The 18,872-nt window shown below is 37.2% G+C and carries 17 protein-coding genes and 2 riboswitches; of the genes, 2 read left to right on the top strand and 15 right to left on the bottom strand.

Features of this window, described 5'->3' with window-relative positions; translation table 11 throughout:
* Positions 1–363: 363 nt before the first annotated feature.
* The 14 genes from AC1RFD_RS20135 to AC1RFD_RS20200 all read right to left on the bottom strand — a co-directional run bounded on the left by AC1RFD_RS20135 (position 364) and on the right by AC1RFD_RS20200 (position 16,159).
* The gene (locus AC1RFD_RS20135) at positions 364–1,665 is read right to left on the bottom strand and encodes an NCS2 family permease (RefSeq protein ID WP_004230532.1); all 1,302 of its coding nucleotides are present in this window, start codon (positions 1,663–1,665) and stop codon (positions 364–366) included.
* 131 nt (positions 1,666–1,796) lie between these two features.
* A riboswitch (purine riboswitch) is annotated at positions 1,797–1,898 on the bottom strand.
* 209 nt (positions 1,899–2,107) lie between these two features.
* Complete coding sequence (locus tag AC1RFD_RS20140) at positions 2,108–2,776, bottom strand: MOSC domain-containing protein (protein ID WP_048395027.1); 669 nt, start codon at positions 2,774–2,776, stop codon at positions 2,108–2,110.
* A gap of 174 nt (positions 2,777–2,950) precedes the next feature.
* Positions 2,951–4,504: a glutamine-hydrolyzing GMP synthase gene (guaA, locus tag AC1RFD_RS20145; RefSeq protein ID WP_036076059.1), complete on the bottom strand. Its 1,554-nt coding sequence runs from the start codon at positions 4,502–4,504 to the stop codon at positions 2,951–2,953.
* Positions 4,505–4,659: 155 nt separating this feature from the next.
* Positions 4,660–4,761: riboswitch (purine riboswitch) on the bottom strand.
* Between the two features lie 32 nt (positions 4,762–4,793).
* On the bottom strand, positions 4,794–6,977 hold the full coding sequence (locus tag AC1RFD_RS20150; RefSeq protein ID WP_387256506.1) for a DUF4129 domain-containing transglutaminase family protein: 2,184 nt from the start codon (positions 6,975–6,977) through the stop codon (positions 4,794–4,796).
* On the bottom strand, positions 6,974–8,155 hold the full coding sequence (locus AC1RFD_RS20155; RefSeq protein WP_492475225.1) for a DUF58 domain-containing protein: 1,182 nt from the start codon (positions 8,153–8,155) through the stop codon (positions 6,974–6,976). Before AC1RFD_RS20155 ends, AC1RFD_RS20150 begins: the two co-directional genes overlap by 4 nt.
* A complete protein-coding gene (locus tag AC1RFD_RS20160; protein ID WP_048395021.1) occupies positions 8,152–9,096 on the bottom strand; it encodes an AAA family ATPase in 945 nt (314 codons plus the stop codon). Before AC1RFD_RS20160 ends, AC1RFD_RS20155 begins: the two co-directional genes overlap by 4 nt.
* A gap of 194 nt (positions 9,097–9,290) precedes the next feature.
* A complete protein-coding gene (locus AC1RFD_RS20165; protein WP_053075732.1) occupies positions 9,291–9,971 on the bottom strand; it encodes an ABC transporter ATP-binding protein in 681 nt (226 codons plus the stop codon).
* Positions 9,968–10,768, bottom strand: coding sequence for an ABC transporter permease (locus tag AC1RFD_RS20170; RefSeq protein ID WP_066038122.1), 801 nt, complete (start codon positions 10,766–10,768; stop codon positions 9,968–9,970). Before AC1RFD_RS20170 ends, AC1RFD_RS20165 begins: the two co-directional genes overlap by 4 nt.
* Positions 10,768–11,220: a nitrous oxide reductase accessory protein NosL gene (locus tag AC1RFD_RS20175; RefSeq protein ID WP_281217481.1), complete on the bottom strand. Its 453-nt coding sequence runs from the start codon at positions 11,218–11,220 to the stop codon at positions 10,768–10,770. The genes AC1RFD_RS20170 and AC1RFD_RS20175 overlap by 1 nt, the downstream gene beginning before the upstream one ends.
* The gene (locus AC1RFD_RS20180) at positions 11,217–12,488 is read right to left on the bottom strand and encodes a right-handed parallel beta-helix repeat-containing protein (RefSeq protein WP_492475226.1); all 1,272 of its coding nucleotides are present in this window, start codon (positions 12,486–12,488) and stop codon (positions 11,217–11,219) included. Before AC1RFD_RS20180 ends, AC1RFD_RS20175 begins: the two co-directional genes overlap by 4 nt.
* 58 nt (positions 12,489–12,546) lie before the next feature.
* Entirely contained in the window at positions 12,547–13,170 is a 624-nt protein-coding gene (locus AC1RFD_RS20185; RefSeq protein ID WP_257962257.1) for a nitrous oxide reductase accessory protein NosL, read from the bottom strand.
* Between the two features lie 205 nt (positions 13,171–13,375).
* Complete coding sequence (locus AC1RFD_RS20190) at positions 13,376–13,696, bottom strand: hypothetical protein (protein ID WP_048395004.1); 321 nt, start codon at positions 13,694–13,696, stop codon at positions 13,376–13,378.
* A 159-nt stretch (positions 13,697–13,855) separates the two neighbouring features.
* Positions 13,856–14,680 carry an NAD(+) synthase gene (gene nadE, locus AC1RFD_RS20195; protein WP_048395002.1) on the bottom strand — a complete coding sequence of 275 codons (825 nt, stop codon included), beginning with the start codon at positions 14,678–14,680 and terminating at the stop codon, positions 13,856–13,858.
* A gap of 18 nt (positions 14,681–14,698) precedes the next feature.
* A complete protein-coding gene (locus tag AC1RFD_RS20200) occupies positions 14,699–16,159 on the bottom strand; it encodes a nicotinate phosphoribosyltransferase (RefSeq protein ID WP_082148178.1) in 1,461 nt (486 codons plus the stop codon).
* A gap of 312 nt (positions 16,160–16,471) precedes the next feature.
* Between AC1RFD_RS20200 and AC1RFD_RS20205 the strand changes: the two genes are divergently transcribed.
* Positions 16,472–16,813 carry a P-II family nitrogen regulator gene (locus AC1RFD_RS20205; protein ID WP_016995352.1) on the top strand — a complete coding sequence of 114 codons (342 nt, stop codon included), beginning with the start codon at positions 16,472–16,474 and terminating at the stop codon, positions 16,811–16,813.
* Positions 16,814–16,827: 14 nt separating this feature from the next.
* The gene (locus tag AC1RFD_RS20210) at positions 16,828–18,126 is read left to right on the top strand and encodes an ammonium transporter (protein WP_016995351.1); all 1,299 of its coding nucleotides are present in this window, start codon (positions 16,828–16,830) and stop codon (positions 18,124–18,126) included.
* A gap of 179 nt (positions 18,127–18,305) precedes the next feature.
* Here AC1RFD_RS20210 and AC1RFD_RS20215 read toward each other — a convergent pair whose 3' ends face one another.
* On the bottom strand, positions 18,306–18,806 hold the full coding sequence (locus AC1RFD_RS20215) for a methylated-DNA--[protein]-cysteine S-methyltransferase (RefSeq protein ID WP_048395000.1): 501 nt from the start codon (positions 18,804–18,806) through the stop codon (positions 18,306–18,308).
* Positions 18,807–18,872: the final 66 nt, after the last annotated feature.

Genomic DNA, 18,872 nt, shown 5'->3' on the forward strand with positions numbered 1-18,872 from the left:
CGTTCACTAGCAAAACTAGCTACTTAAAACTTTATTGATTACGTTTTGCTTGTTCAGTTTTCAAGGTTCATTTACTAGTTACAGTAAGTAACTTTTTATAATTTAACATAATGTTAACTCGTTGTCAACTGTTTATGTTAATATTTTTCAAGTTGTTCGTTTATTTCGTAACAACGTGTTTAAATATATCATCATAAATTTAAGTTTGCAAGTGTTTCATTAAAGTAAAACTATTCGCATTATTTAAAACCGAGTTTCTTCTATATAAATGTAAAAATAATAACTTCTTTTATTTTGGATCAACTCAATAAAAAACACCTTTAATTGTTAGCAACTTACTAACAATTAAAGGTGTCTGTTTAACTAACGTACCCAAATGAAGTATGCAAGGAAAACAAAGAATAGACCATACATCATTGGGTGAATTTCTTTTTTACGACCTGCTAATAACATTGTAATTGGGTAGAATACAAAGCCGATTGCAATACCAGTAGCAATTGAATAACCAAGTGGCATCATTAATACTGTAAAGAATGCAGGTACTGCTATTTCGAATTTGTCCCAATCAATTAAGCGTAAGGACGATACCATTAGTACCCCTACGATTACTAAAGCTGGAGCAGTAACTGCTGGTGTTACCACTGCTAGTAATGGTGAGAAGAATAATGCAACTAAGAACAGTACTGCTGTTACGACTGCAGAAAATCCTGAACGAGCGCCTGCAGCAACTCCAGAAGTTGACTCTACGTACGCTGTTGTTGTTGACGTACCAAATAAAGAACCGATAGTTGTTGCTAGTGCATCTGCCATTAAGGCACGTCCTGCACGCGGTAATTTATTATCTTTTACTAAACCTGCTTGTGTCGCTACAGCCATTAAAGTACCAGCTGTATCAAAGAAATCAACAAACAAGAATGTTAACACTACTACTAAAAACTTCACGTTAAATAATGTACCGAAGTCACCAAGTGGTTCTAGTGCTACCATGAATGTAGAATCTACACTTGGAATAGCTGATACAACGGCTGTCGGAGGATCAATGATACCTGTGATCATCCCAATAACTGCAGTAATCACCATTCCTAAGAAAATACCGATACTGCGCAATTTAATAATAAGAATAACTGAAAGAATAATTCCGAATACCGCTAATAATGTAGCGCCTGTGAAACTTCCTAAAGTGACTAAAGTAGCTGGGCTATCGACAATGATCCCTGCTCCTTGTAAACCAACAAAAGTTATAAATAAACCAATACCTGCAGAAACCGCATATTTAAGTTGTACTGGTATAGCATTAATAACAGTTTCGCGGATACCAGTTAAAGATAAAATAATAAAGATAATCCCTGAGAAGAACACGCCTGTTAAACCAGTTTGCCACGGAATACCGTATGCTCCGACTACAGTAAATGCAAAGAATGCATTTAACCCCATCCCAGGAGCAAGTGAAATCGGGAACTTAGCGAAAATCCCCATAATCAAAGAACCGACTGCTGCTGCTAATGCTGTTGCTACGAAAACAGCACCTTTATCCATTCCTGCATTTTCTAGAATACCTGGGTTAACAGCTAGAATATATGCCATTGCAAGGAAGGTTGTAATACCGCCTATTATTTCGCGGCGATAATTAGTTCCTAACTCATCGAACATGAAATATTTTTTCATTATCAAAAAATCCTCCGTGTGGTCGTCTTCAATATCGAAAACAAAAAAGACACGCTGACTACTCTACTAGTCGCATGTCTACGATATATTTCATCACAATTAGTGTGTGAAACAAATTAGTGTTTATACATTTATGTATAAACCTAAATCGTAGTCAAGTTATTTACGGTAACTTGGTAGAAACTCACGGGCCTTATCCCCGACATTATACGACGACGTATTTAATTTACATTCGTAATATATCATTTCGTTTTTTAGATTTCAACCCCATTTCCGAACATTTTTCTAAAAAGAAATACGAAAGTTCGTGTAAAATTCTTATTTAATGTTCAGGTTCTATTAAATGTATTACTAAAGAGGCTTTGTACTGAACATTTCAGCAATTAGTTTAAAGAAAAAATCCCCTAGAAATTCTAGAGGATCCTTCTTTTGAACGTATGTTTTAACTCATCACTTTACTTTGCAAGACTTGAATTCTTTTTTCTAATTTTTCTTTCCAATCTTCTGCTAATGCATCTACTGCTTGTATTTGTTTCATAGCGATTGCATCATTGTTTTTGAAGTACACTTCATTGCAATACAAAACAGAGATACGTGCAGGATGCTTTTCTACAAGCTCAATTGTTGAATCTGCACAGATTGTCCCTTCTTCAAGTACACGCGCAAGGAAACCTGTATAGCCTGTTTCGATTAAACGTTTGAGTAATGTGTTTGCCTCGGTATATCTATCAATCGTACTACATGGAATACGTCCCTGTGTAATTTGAATGACAGCATCTCCAATTTTATAAATATCACCAATACAAACATCTGATTCTAACATATTTGTTACGGTTAAATTTTCGCCAAATGCAGCAACGGGTAACGTTTTTCCAAGTTCCTGTTCCCATTGTATGTAATGCTCCGCAGGATATAAACAAACTGCTCGATCAGGGCCACCGTGATGTTTTTTATCTGCCACATCATCCCCTTCAAAGCCTTGAGAGGACAAATAAACTTCTTGCACTCGTTGCTTTTCAATCCCTGTAATCATTGAACGTCCTTTACTATCAACTAATTCTTTTGGCATCCCAACCGTTAATGTATGAATCATTGGTTTATTTTTCTCCATTTAAATCCCCCCTAATCTGAATAGTATAATTTCTTGTGCATTCATTTAGTTTACTACATACAACACTTTACCAGCAATTTTTGCAGTTGAGATACTTCATTAAGCCATAAATTCAGAAGGAAATAAATCAAAAAAAGCCCTAAAAACCTCTCAGGGCTTTTAGGGCTTTTGCTATTATTCCCACTCAATCGTTGCTGGTGGCTTAGATGTAATATCATACAGCACGCGGTTCACGTGTTTTACTTCGTTTACAAGGCGGACGGAGATTTTCTCTAGTACATCCCAAGGAATACGTGCCCAGTCAGAAGTCATACCGTCGATAGATGTAACGGCACGGATACCGATTGCATAGTCATACGTACGAGCATCGCCCATTACACCTACTGAACGGATATCAGGTAATACCGTAAAATATTGCCAAATGTCACGATCAAGGCCAGCTTTTGCGATTTCTTCACGTAGAATGAAATCAGATTCGCGAACGATTTCTAATTTTTCTTCTGTTACTTCACCAAGCACACGGATACCTAATCCAGGACCTGGGAACGGTTGACGCCAAACGATTTTTTCGTCTAGTCCAAGCTCTAAGCCTAGCGCACGTACTTCATCTTTAAATAAAGTTTTCAGTGGCTCAATTAGTTGGAATTGCATATCTTCAGGAAGACCACCAACATTATGGTGTGATTTGATTGTTTGTGCAGTTGAAGTACCAGATTCAATAATATCTGTGTAAAGAGTTCCTTGTGCTAAGAAATCCATACCTTCAAGCTTAGATGCCTCTTCATCAAACACATAAATGAATTCATTACCGATAATTTTACGTTTTTTCTCTGGATCAGAAACCCCAGCAAGTTTGTCCATGAATCGTTTACGTGCATCAATTTTAATAAGATTCATGTCAAAGTCTTCTGTGAATGTTTTCATTACTTGTTCAACTTCGCCTTTACGGTTTAAGTTGTGGTCTACGAACATACAAGTTAATTGATCGCCTATTGCTTTATGGATTAACACCGCTACCACTGATGAGTCTACACCACCAGAAAGTGCACATAATACTTTTTTATCGCCAACGATTTCACGAATTTTTGCAATTTCAAGCTCAATGAAGTTTGCCATTGACCAATCGCCTTTCGCTTCACAGATGTCGAATACGAATTGACGTAATAGATCATTACCATATACAGAGTGACGTACTTCTGGATGGAATTGTACAGCATATAGTTTACGTTCAACGTTTGCCATTGCAGCAATCGGACAAGATGCACTAGTTGCGATGACTTCAAATCCAGCTGGAACTTCTGTTACATGGTCACCATGGCTCATCCAAACGATTTGTTCTGTAGGTAATTCACCAAATAATTTGTTTGGTGTTGTTACTTGAATTTCGGCTTTACCATACTCGCGTGTTTCAGCACCTTCAACTTTACCGCCGTTTGTATGGGCCATTAATTGCATACCATAGCAAATACCTAAAATCGGTAAACCTAATTCGAAGATAGCTGGATCCACATGAAAGGCATTTTCATCATAAACAGAGTTTGGACCACCTGAGAAAATAATACCTGTTGCGTTCATATCTTTAATTTCTTCTGCAGTTACCGTATGTGGATGTAATTCACTGAAAACACCAAATTCACGAATACGACGTGTAATTAATTGGTTAAATTGGCTACCGAAGTCTAGTACAACGATTTTTTCTTGCTCTTTTAATAAAGGGCTAGCTGTCAAAATTTCCACCTCTTCTATTATTTTTAAAGGATTTTTCATGTGTTCAAAGAAAAACGCGAAGAAAGTAAAAAAACTTTCTACGCGTTCATAAGCTCTAGAATATTGATAAAGGCGAATGCGTAGCAAAGTAAAGTGATTTACTATACTTTTCACCTAACGAAAACATCCGCCTTCATAGAGAAATCATTTAAGGTGATTTCGTAGAAACATCCGAACCCTATTATCGAACTTATATGAAAGCAATCCTTGCATTTAATTTTTTTCATTTTACTCTTTGTCTACGTTAAAATCAACTGATAGTGCGATTGATTAAATATTCCCAACTTTCTTTCAGCTTCACAAAATCAACATCTTCTTTGTCTTTCCCATAAATATGTTGCTCGTAGACTACCGTCAGCTTTTGCATTTCATCTGTTTCTAATGCTGAATCTACACGCTCTGCGAATGCACTTAACGTTTCTCCATCTTTTCTGCGCAAACCAATACGAGATAATTGCTTCAGTAAAACATGGTAGGAAGAATCGAAATTTGACCAATCCGCTACTTTTTTACGGTATGCTCGAACATGCATCTTAGGAATCCACGTTTTACGCTGTAAGAATAAAGAAATACCTGTGATTATTAATAATACAACAATTATCACCCAAACATAGGCAAACTTTTTCATCCATAACCACATTGCATCAAAGCTAAATGTTGATTTTGTCTGTTCCTTCTCGGTTACCTGTTCTTGCGGTTGTGGCTGCTCGGGTTTTCGTTCTGGCTGCGCCACTTCCTCCTCATCAGACGCATCTAACGGAATATCATAATCGATGTTAACATTCCCAGAAAAGCCGATTGTAGGCTCAAACTCCATCCATCCCGTTCCAGGTATAAAAGCTTCTACCCATGAGTGCGCATTGTCATTCGTGATGCGATATTCGCGTAATCCATCTGACATAGGTCCTGCAGTCCCAGGTGCAAAGCCTTTCACCCATCTAGCTGGGATTCCTACTGAGCGTAAAAGTACCACCATTGAAGTGGAGAAATTATCACAATACCCAACTTTTGTATCGAACAAAAATTGATCGACATAATCCTGATTTTCACCAGGAATGGCAGCTTGCGTTTTATCGTACTTAAAACCATTTGTTCTAAAATAACTTTCTACAGCCTTAATTTGTTCATAAACCGTATCTTTCTTTTGCGTTATTTCAGACGCTAAGTCCCTTACACGCTGAGGAAGTTGGTTAGGTAACTGCAAAAATCGATCAAAGGAAGAATCCATTGTTTCAAGTGTTGCTGGATATGACAATTGGAGCTGCTCCATACTATAAACAGGCTCACTATAAGACAATGAATAGTTTGATAATGATTTCGATTCCCCTACCTGTTGTTCTATATTCATTCTTTCAGTCTGCTCATCTTGAATAAATAAAGTGGAATCTTGAGCCGAAACAGAAAGCATACCATATGTTTGAATTAAAAATGGCATTGGAACAGCAATATCTAATTGAATCTGACGTTCACTTTCGGGCGGCCCTACTTGTAAAGAAGTCAGAATGGGTGTATTTGACTCATAAACATTTTTCCCAAAGTTCCCCTCTGAAACAATCCAACCTTTTGACGTATACGTATCTTTTGTTTCAATACGCCAATAATGACGATCACGGGAAGAGGCAGTGAATATTAAAGTATTATCTCCTTGGAACGGACCACCTAACTGACTATCATCCTGGCTATAACCGACTGATTTTTGACCATTTCCATTTCCGTCTTGTCCAGTAACCCCTTGGATAAACGGCACCGGATCTGCCCATGTTGGCCCAGTCTTTGGTAAAAAGTATGCTACAGAACTAACGAGTAATACAGATACTAGCATGGGAATAACAATTTTCCATTTCTCCATTACCGTACTTGTAGTTTCTACTTGAAGCCATAGGCGCTTGACAAAAAGAACACCTGTCATGATTAATCCTAAAACAACAACTTTTACAATTGCCGCTTTACCGTCATAGTCACTAAATGTATCCAAAGTAGCAATAAAGAATACGGTCATGGCAAAGAAGTAGAATATATTTTTTCGCACCGAAACCCAATGGTGAATTAAATAGACCAGCATCCAAATCAATACAAGAAATAACACTGTTCTGAAAACATCTGAAACCTGTCCAAAGTCACCTGTTAGAATCGTGGCCATGTTCCCTCTCCATTCAGCCAATAAAAAAGGCAATGTATCACCAGATAATACAGGACTAGGGCTATAGATAAAAACGACAAACCAGGTAATATAACCAAACTTCACTAATCCTGATAATAAAGGATGTACGCGGAAAAGACTTAGCGCTAAAGACATACCGATAAACACTAAGAAAAGATGCATCCCACCTGTATTCGTTAATTGCATAATGGGAATAAGCCATTCACGCAAAATGAAAAATACAATAACATAAGCTATGGCTAATTCTAAAAATTCTCCTAATGATTGCTTCACGGTCTTATCACCTCCGTGAATAAATGATAGAAATCTGCTGGATTTACATAAATAACTTGTATATGTTTATACCGCATCGCAAGCTCAGATTGCACTGGTTGCTGCTTTGCCACTACAAAACAAATACAGCTTTTCACTATATTCGCAAGAGTATGTAGGAATTCATCTGAAACATCACTTGTCACATAAAGCAGTGTTGCAATTTGCTTAAAGGCTTGTTGGTCATGAAATCGAAACTTGACATTCTCTGTAGGTTTTATCGCAGCTAAATGATACATGACTTGATCTAAATGCTTGTCACCCTGTATAGCTGGGAATACTTTCGTCATTGCTCCAGCAGAAATAAATGTTAAATCTCCTCGTTCCTGAACGATCATTTGTAGCATTGAAGCTACTAACTCCACTTTTTCTTCAAACATCGAGGATTTTGTAGCGTCTAGCACTAACATTAGTTCAGATGATTGTCGATCCTCAAATTCCTTAGACTGTAACTTTTGTGTACGTGCAAATGATTTCCAATGAATCCATGAAAAACGATCTCCTGGAACGTACTCTCTTAATCCAACAGCCATCGATGTGTCCTTCACAATAGAGTATGGTGACATCATCGGGCCAACATCATATTTTGTTTGAAGCGCAGCATATTTCATCTCTTGTACTCTTGGGTAAACTAAAATAGTTTGGTCCTTTTCTGCTACGACAACCTTTTTAGCCCAGCCAAAAAAATCATAGAAAACAATTGTAACACCTAGGTAGCGATGTTCACCACGTGGCATATTTTCCAATTCATATTGCCAGCTAAAGGTCTTTTTAAATCCAACGAACTTAATGGCATTCGCATTTTGTATTTTAGCTTGCACTAATCCCTCACTATCCACAAGTTCCTCCATTACGATATAGGCAAATGGAAAACGTGTTTTACGTTCTATCGTAATAAGCACCTTCGCTGATTGACCTCGTTCTATATGAATCGGGTCAATCTTGCGTTCGATTAGTAAAATATCTTCTCTAACGACAAAGAAAATGAATGCATATACTAAAAATGGGCTAACCGTAAAAAATACAAACCAGCTCACAAACCCACCTTGGAACATTGCATAACAAAATGTTACGATCATCAAGAAAGCGATTAATAGGAAATGTTTACTTTTTTCTACAAAAGCTTTCCATTGCCTCATTGTTCTGCAAACCTCTTTGTCGGAACTGGTGTTTTAGCAATGATCCGCTGGATAATTTCGTCTGCTGTCACGTTATCATAGCGTGCATCTGGTTTTAAAACTAAACGATGGTTAAAAACAAATGGCACTAAATATTGAACATCATCAGGGGTAACATAGCTTCGTCCTTTTAAAAATGCGTAAGCTTGAGAAGCTTTCATTAGCGCTATTGTGGCACGTGGACTCACACCTAAATAGACATAATTATTTTCTCTTGTTAGGGTAGCAAGCTCCACCATATAATTTTTAACAGAATCTTCTACATACACACCTTGAACAAGTTCCTGTAATTCGATTAATTGCGCTACCGATAATACTGCTTCGATTTTTTCAATGGCTTTACCATTCTCAGCTCTTCGTAAAATTTCAACCTCTTGCCCCCTAGATGGATAGCCCATTTTTATCTTTAAGAGAAATCGATCTAGTTGTGCTTCAGGTAAAGGATAGGTACCTTCATGTTCAATCGGATTTTGTGTAGCCATCACAAAAAATGGCTGATTGATCATCAGAGTTTTCCCATCAATTGTAACAGAAGCCTCTTCCATCCCCTCTAACAACGCTGATTGAGTTTTCGGAGACGTTCGGTTAATTTCATCGGCTAATACAACATCCCCCATGATTGGTCCTGGACGAAATTCAAACTCCATTGTCTTGGGATTATAAATAGAAATACCGACTACATCTGATGGCAATAGATCTGGTGTAAATTGAATACGCTTAAATTGTGCATCAAACGATTTTGCAAGTGCTCGCACCATCATTGTCTTTCCTACTCCAGGTACATCCTCCAATAAAACGTGTCCCCTTGCTAATAATGCGACAATACTGAGCTCAGCAACTTCTCTTTTACCAATCATTACTTTTTCTATATTTTCTAAAACATTCTGTATCTGAGCATTCATTAATCGAAAAGCCTCCCATTCCATCAAGCAATTGTGTGAATTGCAAGCAAACTTAATCTAAGCATAGCGAAATCTGTCTTGTAAAACAATTATCTGAAACTTCTACTTCCTACGAACATTCATAAAAAAGGCTTGTTTGATAACATCCAAACAAGCCTAATCCTTATTATATAACGTCATTAACCATTAGAATGTTACAAATTCAATCTTTTTAACCATATTTCTTCTAAAGATGTAGAATTTTCTTGCAAGAAAATTTCAGATATCGCCCCAGAAATGATAATTTCACCTTCATGTAAAACTAATACATCATCTGCTATTTCTTCAGCAAAAGATAGCAAATGAGTAGAGAAGATAACCGTATTGCCTTTTTTCTTCTCCTCCAACATCATGTTTTTCAACTGTGCTATCCAAAAGGGATCTAGACCATTCGTTGGCTCATCTAAAATTAACAATGACCCGCTACCAAGTAAGCTCTGGGCTAGGTTTAGCCGTTGGAGCATCCCTTTGGAAAAGTGTTTAGCTCTTTGCTTCCGAACATCCCACAAGGAAACACGCTTCAGTACATTCTCTTGCTCATATTTATCTACTTGTTTTAAAGATGCCAACAGCTCTAATATTTCAGCTGCAGTTAGCATAGTTGGAAAGTTTACATCATCAGGCATAAAACGGATTGTTTGTGGTTGATGCCATATTATTTCACCAGATTGCTGTTTCTCTTGACCCGTTAACAAACGAATCAAAGTACTCTTTCCAGCCCCGTTTCCTCCAACCAATGCAAGAATTCGACCAGCTTGCAGCTGAAAGGAGGCTTCTTTTAATCCTCTATCATTTTCATAAACCTTAGCTACATTTTTTCCCTCTAACAGAATCATCGCCGCTCCCCCTCCTTTAACAGCTTCGTAGCAAGCATTAACGGTAGTACAATCCAGAGTATTGTTATTATTCCATACACCACCTGACCAAGCGGTGATAAGTAAAACCTCGTTACATCATAAAAGGCTGGACCAAGCACACTAGCTTGATTACTAAATATAAAATAGCCGAAGCGCAGCCATTCTACTGGATTAATATGTATCGTTATGATGATGAGCTTTTGTAAAAGATGCCCTGAAACAACTGCACCTATCGCCATTAAAGCATAAGAAATGAGCAATAAAAGAAAGGACCATACTACAAGTGATAATGCAAGTGCAAATAATCTTGTTTTTGCAAATACCCCTAGCAAGATTCCTAAAGACACAAAGATAATAATACATAATAGCGTAAGAATAACTAAAACAATTGGTAACCGTACCCCACCTAGTAACCCACCTACGGTTAATACAAAACCAAATGCCACTACTATTACTAATAAAAACGCAAGTACCGTAGCTACATATTTGCCTGTAATATATTGCTTCCGCTTCATAGGGTATGTTTTTAATAACGATAACCAACCTGATTCTATATCACCAGCTATACTCATACTACCAATGGTGAGGATAAATAGCGGCAGCAGAAATAATAACACACTTAAAAATGATGCAGTTTGACGTGTAAAGCCTTCAATATCTGGTAAAGCCATTTGTTGAATGACGACTATGGCAACGAAAACAAACGTAAACAGAAAGGCTACTAGTTGCATCCATCGACTTCTTAAAATCTGCTTCAGCTCTATTTTTACAAACATCACTCATGAATCCCCCAATTCAATGTCAGCAAATCACGATAGGCAAATAGTTGACCTTCTTCTTCATCATTCATCCATTCTTTGGCTTCGTCTTTTGTAGCAAATGCAATAACACCATAGTTCATCGGCGTCCAATAATTTTTGTTGTACACATAAATCGCTTTATAAACGTCAATCCATTCATTCGTTGCTTTATTTTTAATATAGGCTGCTCCCACTTCACCATCGCCATTTAGCTCAATGTAATCCATTAAGCATCCAATATCATCAAAAATCTCATAGTCTCCATTTTTTAAAAGAATTTGCCCTGCGTATTCATTATGAACAATACTCATATTACAAACTTTACAAACATCTGTTTCACTATTGATTTCACGTGGATGGTATGTTTTTTCACCACAGCCTACTAAAATAACGCCACATATAATTACTATCATTATCCATCTAGTCACACTCGTATCCCCCTTTTCCAAAGCCATAAACTTCCCATAAACACGATAAAACCAATCACTAATTGTAAGATATTTAATGAAAACTCTATCTCTTTCATATTGCTCAGTAATTTTGGTTCATTATCTACCATTAGATTTCGTTCTGTTTTATTAATCTGTTGATCTAGTGACGTCAGGATAACAACGCTTGGTGATGCCACAAAAAATTGATAAACTGGTTGTCTCACCATCCATTGTCCAAAACTCGACACAGCCACATATGGAATATCTCCAAAACCATCACCTGTAACATCTAGCCCTGTATAATCATCATAAAAATTATGAATTAAACGTAATCCTCGATTGTCTGACCTTGCTGTTAATATATTGCCTGTAAACTGATTATTCATAATGATTGAACGCTCATCGACTTTTGTACCTTCTAATGCAGTTTGATTCATCTGAAAGCGATTTTCTTGTATTTGAATCACTGAACTCTTCTGCAACGCTACCCCTACACGATTATGTAGAAAGCTATTTTCTCTTACCATTGCCTCCTGTGTGTCATACATCATAAGTCCATAACTATTGAAGCCATTATGAGCACTAATTGTATTACTACTTATTTCTAAATTAGTAGTCATCATCACCATAAGACCTGTAACATTCTGTAAATATGTATTGAACAACACCTTCACATTGCTTGAATACATAAAATGTGTTCCATAACGGCTATTTGTTACCTTGTTTCGCTGTACATCTATTCGCGTCCCTTCTTCAACATATATACCATCTTGGACTTGTTCGATCGTATTTTGATCGATCACGACATCTTCACTTTTAAAAACCGCAATTCCATTTCCTTTTTCAGCAAAGTGAGATTCATTTCCAATGATCCTATTTTCTAAAATTCGAATATGCCTTGATTGTTGAAGATGTATACCAACTCGGATATCTTTTAGTTCAATAGCTCTTAGCTCTAAATTATCCGCCTCATTAGCAACAATTCCTTTATTTTTTGCTGTTATCCTTATATTTTCTATGGAAACATTCGATACATGTTCAATTTTTAATACAGGTTCATCATTTTGAGCATAAAGCTCAGTCCTTTTTTGTCCGTACAGTTTGATCGGTTTCTTCACCGTGAAATTCCCTTGGTAACGACCAGCAGGAATATGAATACTATCTCCAGCTTTTGCTTGATCGATAGCATATTGAATATCAAATTCTGCATACGCCGTTTGACTTGTCATGAGAAAAAATAAAAAGAACAACATGATTTGCTTCATTACTTTCCACCTCCTCATTCAGCAAGAAAAGACTAGAGGATTTCCCCTAGTCTATAATTTAATGACCGTGCCCTTCTTGATTCATCTCATTCGAATGCATAGAACCGGATGCATCTTTTTCATCCTCAGCCTTTTTTTGCATCATTTTCTTACGTCTCTCCAATGCATCATCTTTAATTTTTTGTAGTTCCTCCACATAAGCTTTCGAATTTTCTTGCATATATTTATCTGCTTCAGCCTTGTCCACGAAATAAATATAGCCCCAGTTCATCGGAGATTTCAGCTCTGTTTTTATAATTGTTACATCTTCAATCTTTGCCCAATCTTTCGACACAAAATCACGTACAAATTTTTCGTTTTTTTCTTCATTAGCAACCTCTGCATTTAATAAACAGCCAATATCGTCATAAAAAGCAATTGTTCCATCTTCTTTTATTGCCTGTGCTGAAAATACACCCATCTCATGGTCTTTCATATAAACTTTCATATTACACATTTCACAAGTTGTCTCTTCTTCGGGCTCTTGTAACCGTGTATCTACTAATGAAGCAACTTGCACGGTTTCTGATTCATTTTTCGTAACTTCTTGCTCAATTTCCGTTTCTTCTACCTGTTTCTTTTCGCTACCACAAGCTGCAAGTACAAATAATAATATTAGTGCAGGTAACCATAATTTTTTCACAACTTTATCCTCCAAGTTTAGTTTTTTGTTGCCATCTCCTACACTACAGATTAGTTGTGAAATTAGTTAAAAATCGCTGTGAAGAAATGGAAAAATTACCTTGAACATTCCATGAACATCTTCACTTCAAATATTTTGAATTTAGTACTTTCATTTACTTCCCCTCAAAAATAAAAACTCTCCACACTGATGTGGAGAGTTTGGCTTATATGGAAGAACGGTAACTATTGAGACGCTTCTTTTGTTTGTTTAAACGACTGAGCTTTAATGCCGTCTCATTTAATTCACGGCGAATTTCCAAATCACTAGCGCTATCTATATGGATAGGTGTAATCGGTTGCTGCTGTTGTGAATTTACAGAAATAGTTGTTGAATTGTACGTCTTCTCTTTATTTTTTTGTAATCTATTCCGAAATTGCTTTTGTGGATTTTGCCCAAAGTTATGGCTGAGATCACCAGCATGTAAATACTGTTGTTCCTGCCGAAAAACACTACTTGTCGTTGCACTCACTCTAGAAGTCCTCATAAAAAGTTACCCTCCCCTACATTTTATTATCCTTATAGGTAATTATATCGACATTATATGCTGACAATTAACAACATAGAACCATAATACATAAAAAAAGAGCGAAAAGAGCTATTTTTAAAAGTGAAACCACTTTCTTTATAACCCTTTTCGCTCATCTTACTTCCAAAAATCATCAAATATTGTAATTGGCATATGACGTTTATGTTGGGAACGCAAATAATACCCTTCTAATCTTTGGCGAGGTTCTTCTGGAATTTCTTTCCCCTCTAAATAATCATCTATTTGATCATACGACACACCTAGCGCCACTTCGTCTGGCAATGAGGGACGATCTTCTTCTAAGTCTGCTGTAGGCACCTTTTTATAAAGATGCTCAGGGCATTGAAGTTCTGCTAACAATTGCTTTCCTTGTCGTTTATTTAAACGAAAGATTGGCATTAAGTCTGCTCCACCATCCCCGAACTTTGTATAGAAGCCTGTAATAGCTTCCGCAGCATGATCTGTTCCTAATACAACCGCTCCATTCATTGCAGCAATTGAATATTGGACCTTCATACGCTCACGAGCCTTTTCATTCCCTTTCACAAAGTCATTCAGCTCAACCCCCGCATTTGTTAGAGCTCTCACACTAGCATCCACTGCGTCTTTTATATTTACTGTATAAACCTTCGTTGGCTTTATATAATCAATGGCATCTTGGCAATCCTGTTCATCAGCTTGTACGCCATATGGTAATCGTACAGCGAAAAACGAATACTTCATTTCTCCCTCTTCTGCATTTAATTCATCAATAGCCAACTGCGCTAGTTTTCCTGTTAATGTTGAATCTTGACCACCAGAAATACCAAGAACAAAACCTTTTACAAAACTATAGCGTTTTGCATATTCCTTTAAAAAATCAATTGATTTACGTATTTCCCTCTGTACATCAATGTTAGGCAGTACGCGTAATTCCTCAATAATTTGTTGCTGTAAAGTCATTGCACCCGTCACTCCTTTTTACATTCGTTTAACCATCGCATGCACTTCTTCAATATTACGCATCTTATTATCCCAGCATTTTTGACTGAGATCGACCGGATATTCTTCAGGATTCATCGCACGCTTATATTCATCCCACAACAGCTCTAAATTCTCCGCCGCGTAATCACGCATTTCCTCTAATGTAGGGTTTTGATAATTGATCGCTCCATTTTTAATAACATGCTGATGTAAATTTTTTGCTTCAAAATTTGTGACAAACTTTGAGACAAACGTATGAATCGGATGGAACATTTTGATACGTTCCTCAGCTTGAGGATTTTCATCGTGCATTGTGATGTAGTCTCCTTCTGCCTTTCCATTCTTTTTATCGATAATACGATAGACATTTTTCAAGCCTGGCGTTGATACCTTTTCCGCATTAGCTGAGATTTTTATTGTATCTTCAAGTTGCCCTTCGCTATTCTCGATAGCCACCATTTTATATACTGCACCTAACGCAGGCTGGTCGTAAGCTGTAATAAGCTTTGTACCAATTCCCCAAACATCCACTTTTGCTCCTTGAGCTTTTAAATTTAAGATGGTGTATTCATCTAAATCGTTTGAGACAATGATTTTGGCATCATGGAAGCCTGCAGCATCCAACATACGACGAGCTTCTTTTGATAAGAAAGCAATATCGCCGCTATCTAAGCGTATGCCAATAAAGTTAATTTTGTCTCCTAGCTCTTTAGCTACTTTAATTGCAGTTGGCACCCCTGATTTCAATGTATTATAAGTATCTACCAAAAACACACAATCGCGATGACGTTTTGCATAAGCATGGAATGCATCGTAATCATTTTTATAAGCTTGTACTAATGCATGGGCATGTGTACCAGAGACAGGAATTTTAAAAAGTTTACCTGCTCGAACATTACTTGTGGAAGCAAAACCACCGATAAACGCGGCACGTGTTCCCCAAATAGCAGCATCCATCTCTTGTGCACGCCTTGTACCAAATTCCATTGCCACTTCATTTTTAATAATTTGCTTGATACGGCTAGCCTTTGTAGCAATTAATGTTTGATAGTTAACAATATTAAGTAAGGCTGTTTCAATTAGCTGCGCCTCTACTAATGGAGCTTCAATTCGGACGATTGGTTCATTAGCGAAAACAAGTTCCCCTTCTACCATGGAATACATTTCTCCAGTAAATCGGATGTTCTTTAAATACTGGATAAAGTCATCTTTATAACCTACTTCATCACGTAAATACGCAATATCCGATTCACTAAAATGAAAATCACGTAGATAATCAAGCATTCGCTCTAACCCAGCAAATATGGCATAGCCATTACCAAAAGGTAATTTTCTAAAATACAATTCAAAAACCGCTTTTTTATTATGTATGCCATCCGCCCAGTAGGATTCTGCCATATTGATTTGATATAAGTCTGTGTGTAGCGCTAAGCTATCATCTGCATAGTTTGATCTCAAAAGAAACCCCTTCTTCCGCTTTGATAATTAGTCCTAGTATACACTATATACCCAAATTCTTGCGTATTACATTCCCTCTTGTAGATGTTAGGTTTTCTAACATAAATAGTCAGAAAATTTAGAACTGTACACATTTTAGACACAAATTTTAGTACCGCTTTCATTCCCTATATAAAAACCTTTTTTCTAAAATACTTCGAGACTGGAAATATACTATGTAAACTAACCTTACATAGAATTCAAAAAAACAATTGCACTGTTTTTAATACCGTTTTAACATGTAAATTAAATTTACGCAAGGAGCTGGTACTCATGAAAAAAATTGAAGCAATCATTCGTCCTGAAGTTTTTGGAGCTGTTCGGGATGGTCTTGCACAGGAAGGAATTGCAGGGTTAAGCGTTTCTGAAATCGCTGGTTGTGGTCGTCAGCTAGGTCGAACAGGACTCTTCCGCGGCAATACGTATGAAATTGAATTTTTACCTAAATTAAAATTAGAAATGATTGTAGACGATGGCAAAGTTGATGCCATTGTAGAGATTTTATTGCGTGAAGCAGCAACCGGTAAAGTTGGGGACGGGAAGATTTTCATTTATCCAGTAGAACAAGCAATTCGTATCCGAACAAAAGAAGTCGGATCGATTGCAGTAGAATAAAGGGGGCGATATAGATGGATGAAGTACTATTATCTGTTAATTTAATTTGGGTGATGCTTGGCACTATTTTAGTATTCTTTATGCATGCAGGTTTTGCTATGGTTGAGGCTGGATTTACCCGCTCAAAAAATGCAGTCAATATCATCATGAAGAATTTTCTTACCATTTCTCTTGGTGGAATCGTCTATTTTTTATGTGGCTATGCCATTATGTTCGGAGACTCAGTAGGTGGCATTTTCGGCACAAGTGGCTTTGCTTTAAAAGGAGTAGATGATCTTTCTTTCTTTATCTTCCAAACGATGTTTGCTGCAACTGGAGCAACTATTTTATCGGGGGCTGTTGCAGAACGTACTAATATTTTTGCTTATGTTGGAGTTATTATACTTATGTCTTTAGTTGTTTATCCTGTAGTAGGCCACTGGGTTTGGAGTGGTCAAGGTTGGTTAACAGATTTAGGTTTTGTTGATTTTGCTGGCTCGACAGTTGTCCACTTAACAGGGGCTGTTGCAGCATTTGTGGCAGCAGTTATGGTTGGACCTCGACTAGGCAAATATGAAAATGGGCGAGTAAATGTTATTACAGGACACAGCATTCCATTAGGTGCATTAGGCGTATTTTTACTTTGGTTTGGTTGGTTCGGCTTCAATGGCGCTTCTACATTAGCAGCTGATCCAGAGCTAGTTCCTAGTGTTATTGCTAATACGTTTTTTGCAGCTGCAGCTGGTGTCGTTGCCACTGCTTTCTATACAAAATTTCGATACGGACATATCGATGGCTCTCTTACATTAAATGGTGCATTAGCTGGGCTTGTAGGGATTACTGCTGGTGCAGCGAATGTCAGCATTTTTGGCTCACTTATCATTGGTTTAATTGCTGCCCCTTTACTTGTGGAAGGTGTACGCTTCCTAGAGTGGAAGCTAAAAGTTGATGATCCTGTTGGAGCAATTGCTGTTCATGGTATTTGTGGTATTTGGGGAACACTGGCAGTTGGCCTCTTTGATATTGGTGGGCAAGGCTTATTTTATGGTGGGGGTTTTGGTCTATTAGGTATTCAAGCAATCGGCGTTATTGCAACTATTGCTTGGGTTAGTGTATCTGTAGCTGCAGGTTTATTGATCATCAAAGCATTTGTCCCATTACGAGTAACAGCTGAAGAAGAAATTGCTGGATTAGATGTAATGGAACACGGAACGCCTGCCTACGAATACCAAGATATTTTCAAAAGCTCCGCTGTGCGAGGCGAAACCTTCGCTCATCGTTTAACACATTTCGGTAAAACGCAGAACAATGTTCAAGAAGAACAACATGTATAGCTAGTTCATCTGCTCCTTTATCTTTGGATAATGGGGCAGATTTCTTTTGGTGCACTCCTACATGTGAAACTGTTCGTTTACAGAGAAAGAAGATTACTTTGTTTGAAGTGATCTAATCCATAGAAAAAGCGCTCTTTCCATTATTTCGCAAGAGACTAACATTTACCGCTTCACTCGTTCTATTCCTTCTCTAACTCAAGTAAAAATTGTTTCATAGCTAAGCCGCTTCTGAAGCCTGTTAATTGACCATTTTTGCCAATAACCCGATGACATGGAATAATTGCCAGGATTGGGTTTGCTCCAATAGCAGTCCCCACCGCTCGAACCGCTTTGGGATTACCAATGCGTTGAGCAATATTTCCATAAGTTGTTGTTGTACCATAGGGTAATTCTTTTAATGCATCCCACACTGCTAATTGAAATGCTGTCCCTTTCACATGAATTGGAAGATTAAATTCAATAAGTTCCTTCTTAAAATAGGCTGTTAACTGCTCTTTATATGGGAGCAACTTTTCTGAATTCTCTTCAAAACAATATCCTTTAAATGGTTTTATAGCCCACTCCTTTACTTCATCGAATGCTGCATTTGGTGTACCTATATAAACAAGTCCTTTGTCTGAAGCCACAACATACATATCGCCTTGTGCATATGTTAATGTATCGAAATACAATATTTCCATTCCCAAATCCCCTTCTTTCTTTTATTTCAACACCATCTTCCAGTCATTTCATGCTACAGTTATTTT

The sequence above is a fragment of the Lysinibacillus sp. GW823-FHT02G10 genome (genome assembly GCF_058797135.1).

Excerpts from the sequence above, each read along its gene's own strand:
- AC1RFD_RS20165 (WP_053075732.1), bottom strand. The coding sequence starts at position 9,971 with ATGATTCTGTTAGAGGGAAAAAATGTAGCTAAGGTTTATGAAAATGAT.
- AC1RFD_RS20210 (WP_016995351.1), top strand. The coding sequence starts at position 16,828 with ATGGATGAAGTACTATTATCTGTTAATTTAATTTGGGTGATGCTTGGC.
- AC1RFD_RS20215 (WP_048395000.1), bottom strand. The coding sequence starts at position 18,806 with ATGGAAATATTGTATTTCGATACATTAACATATGCACAAGGCGATATG.
- nadE (WP_048395002.1), bottom strand. The coding sequence starts at position 14,680 with ATGACTTTACAGCAACAAATTATTGAGGAATTACGCGTACTGCCTAAC.
- AC1RFD_RS20170 (WP_066038122.1), bottom strand. The coding sequence starts at position 10,768 with ATGTTTGTAAAAATAGAGCTGAAGCAGATTTTAAGAAGTCGATGGATG.
- AC1RFD_RS20135 (WP_004230532.1), bottom strand. The coding sequence starts at position 1,665 with ATGAAAAAATATTTCATGTTCGATGAGTTAGGAACTAATTATCGCCGC.
- AC1RFD_RS20190 (WP_048395004.1), bottom strand. The coding sequence starts at position 13,696 with ATGAGGACTTCTAGAGTGAGTGCAACGACAAGTAGTGTTTTTCGGCAG.
- AC1RFD_RS20140 (WP_048395027.1), bottom strand. The coding sequence starts at position 2,776 with ATGGAGAAAAATAAACCAATGATTCATACATTAACGGTTGGGATGCCA.
- AC1RFD_RS20205 (WP_016995352.1), top strand. The coding sequence starts at position 16,472 with ATGAAAAAAATTGAAGCAATCATTCGTCCTGAAGTTTTTGGAGCTGTT.
- AC1RFD_RS20160 (WP_048395021.1), bottom strand. The coding sequence starts at position 9,096 with ATGAATGCTCAGATACAGAATGTTTTAGAAAATATAGAAAAAGTAATG.
- AC1RFD_RS20180 (WP_492475226.1), bottom strand. The coding sequence starts at position 12,488 with ATGAAGCAAATCATGTTGTTCTTTTTATTTTTTCTCATGACAAGTCAA.
- AC1RFD_RS20155 (WP_492475225.1), bottom strand. The coding sequence starts at position 8,155 with ATGAGGCAATGGAAAGCTTTTGTAGAAAAAAGTAAACATTTCCTATTA.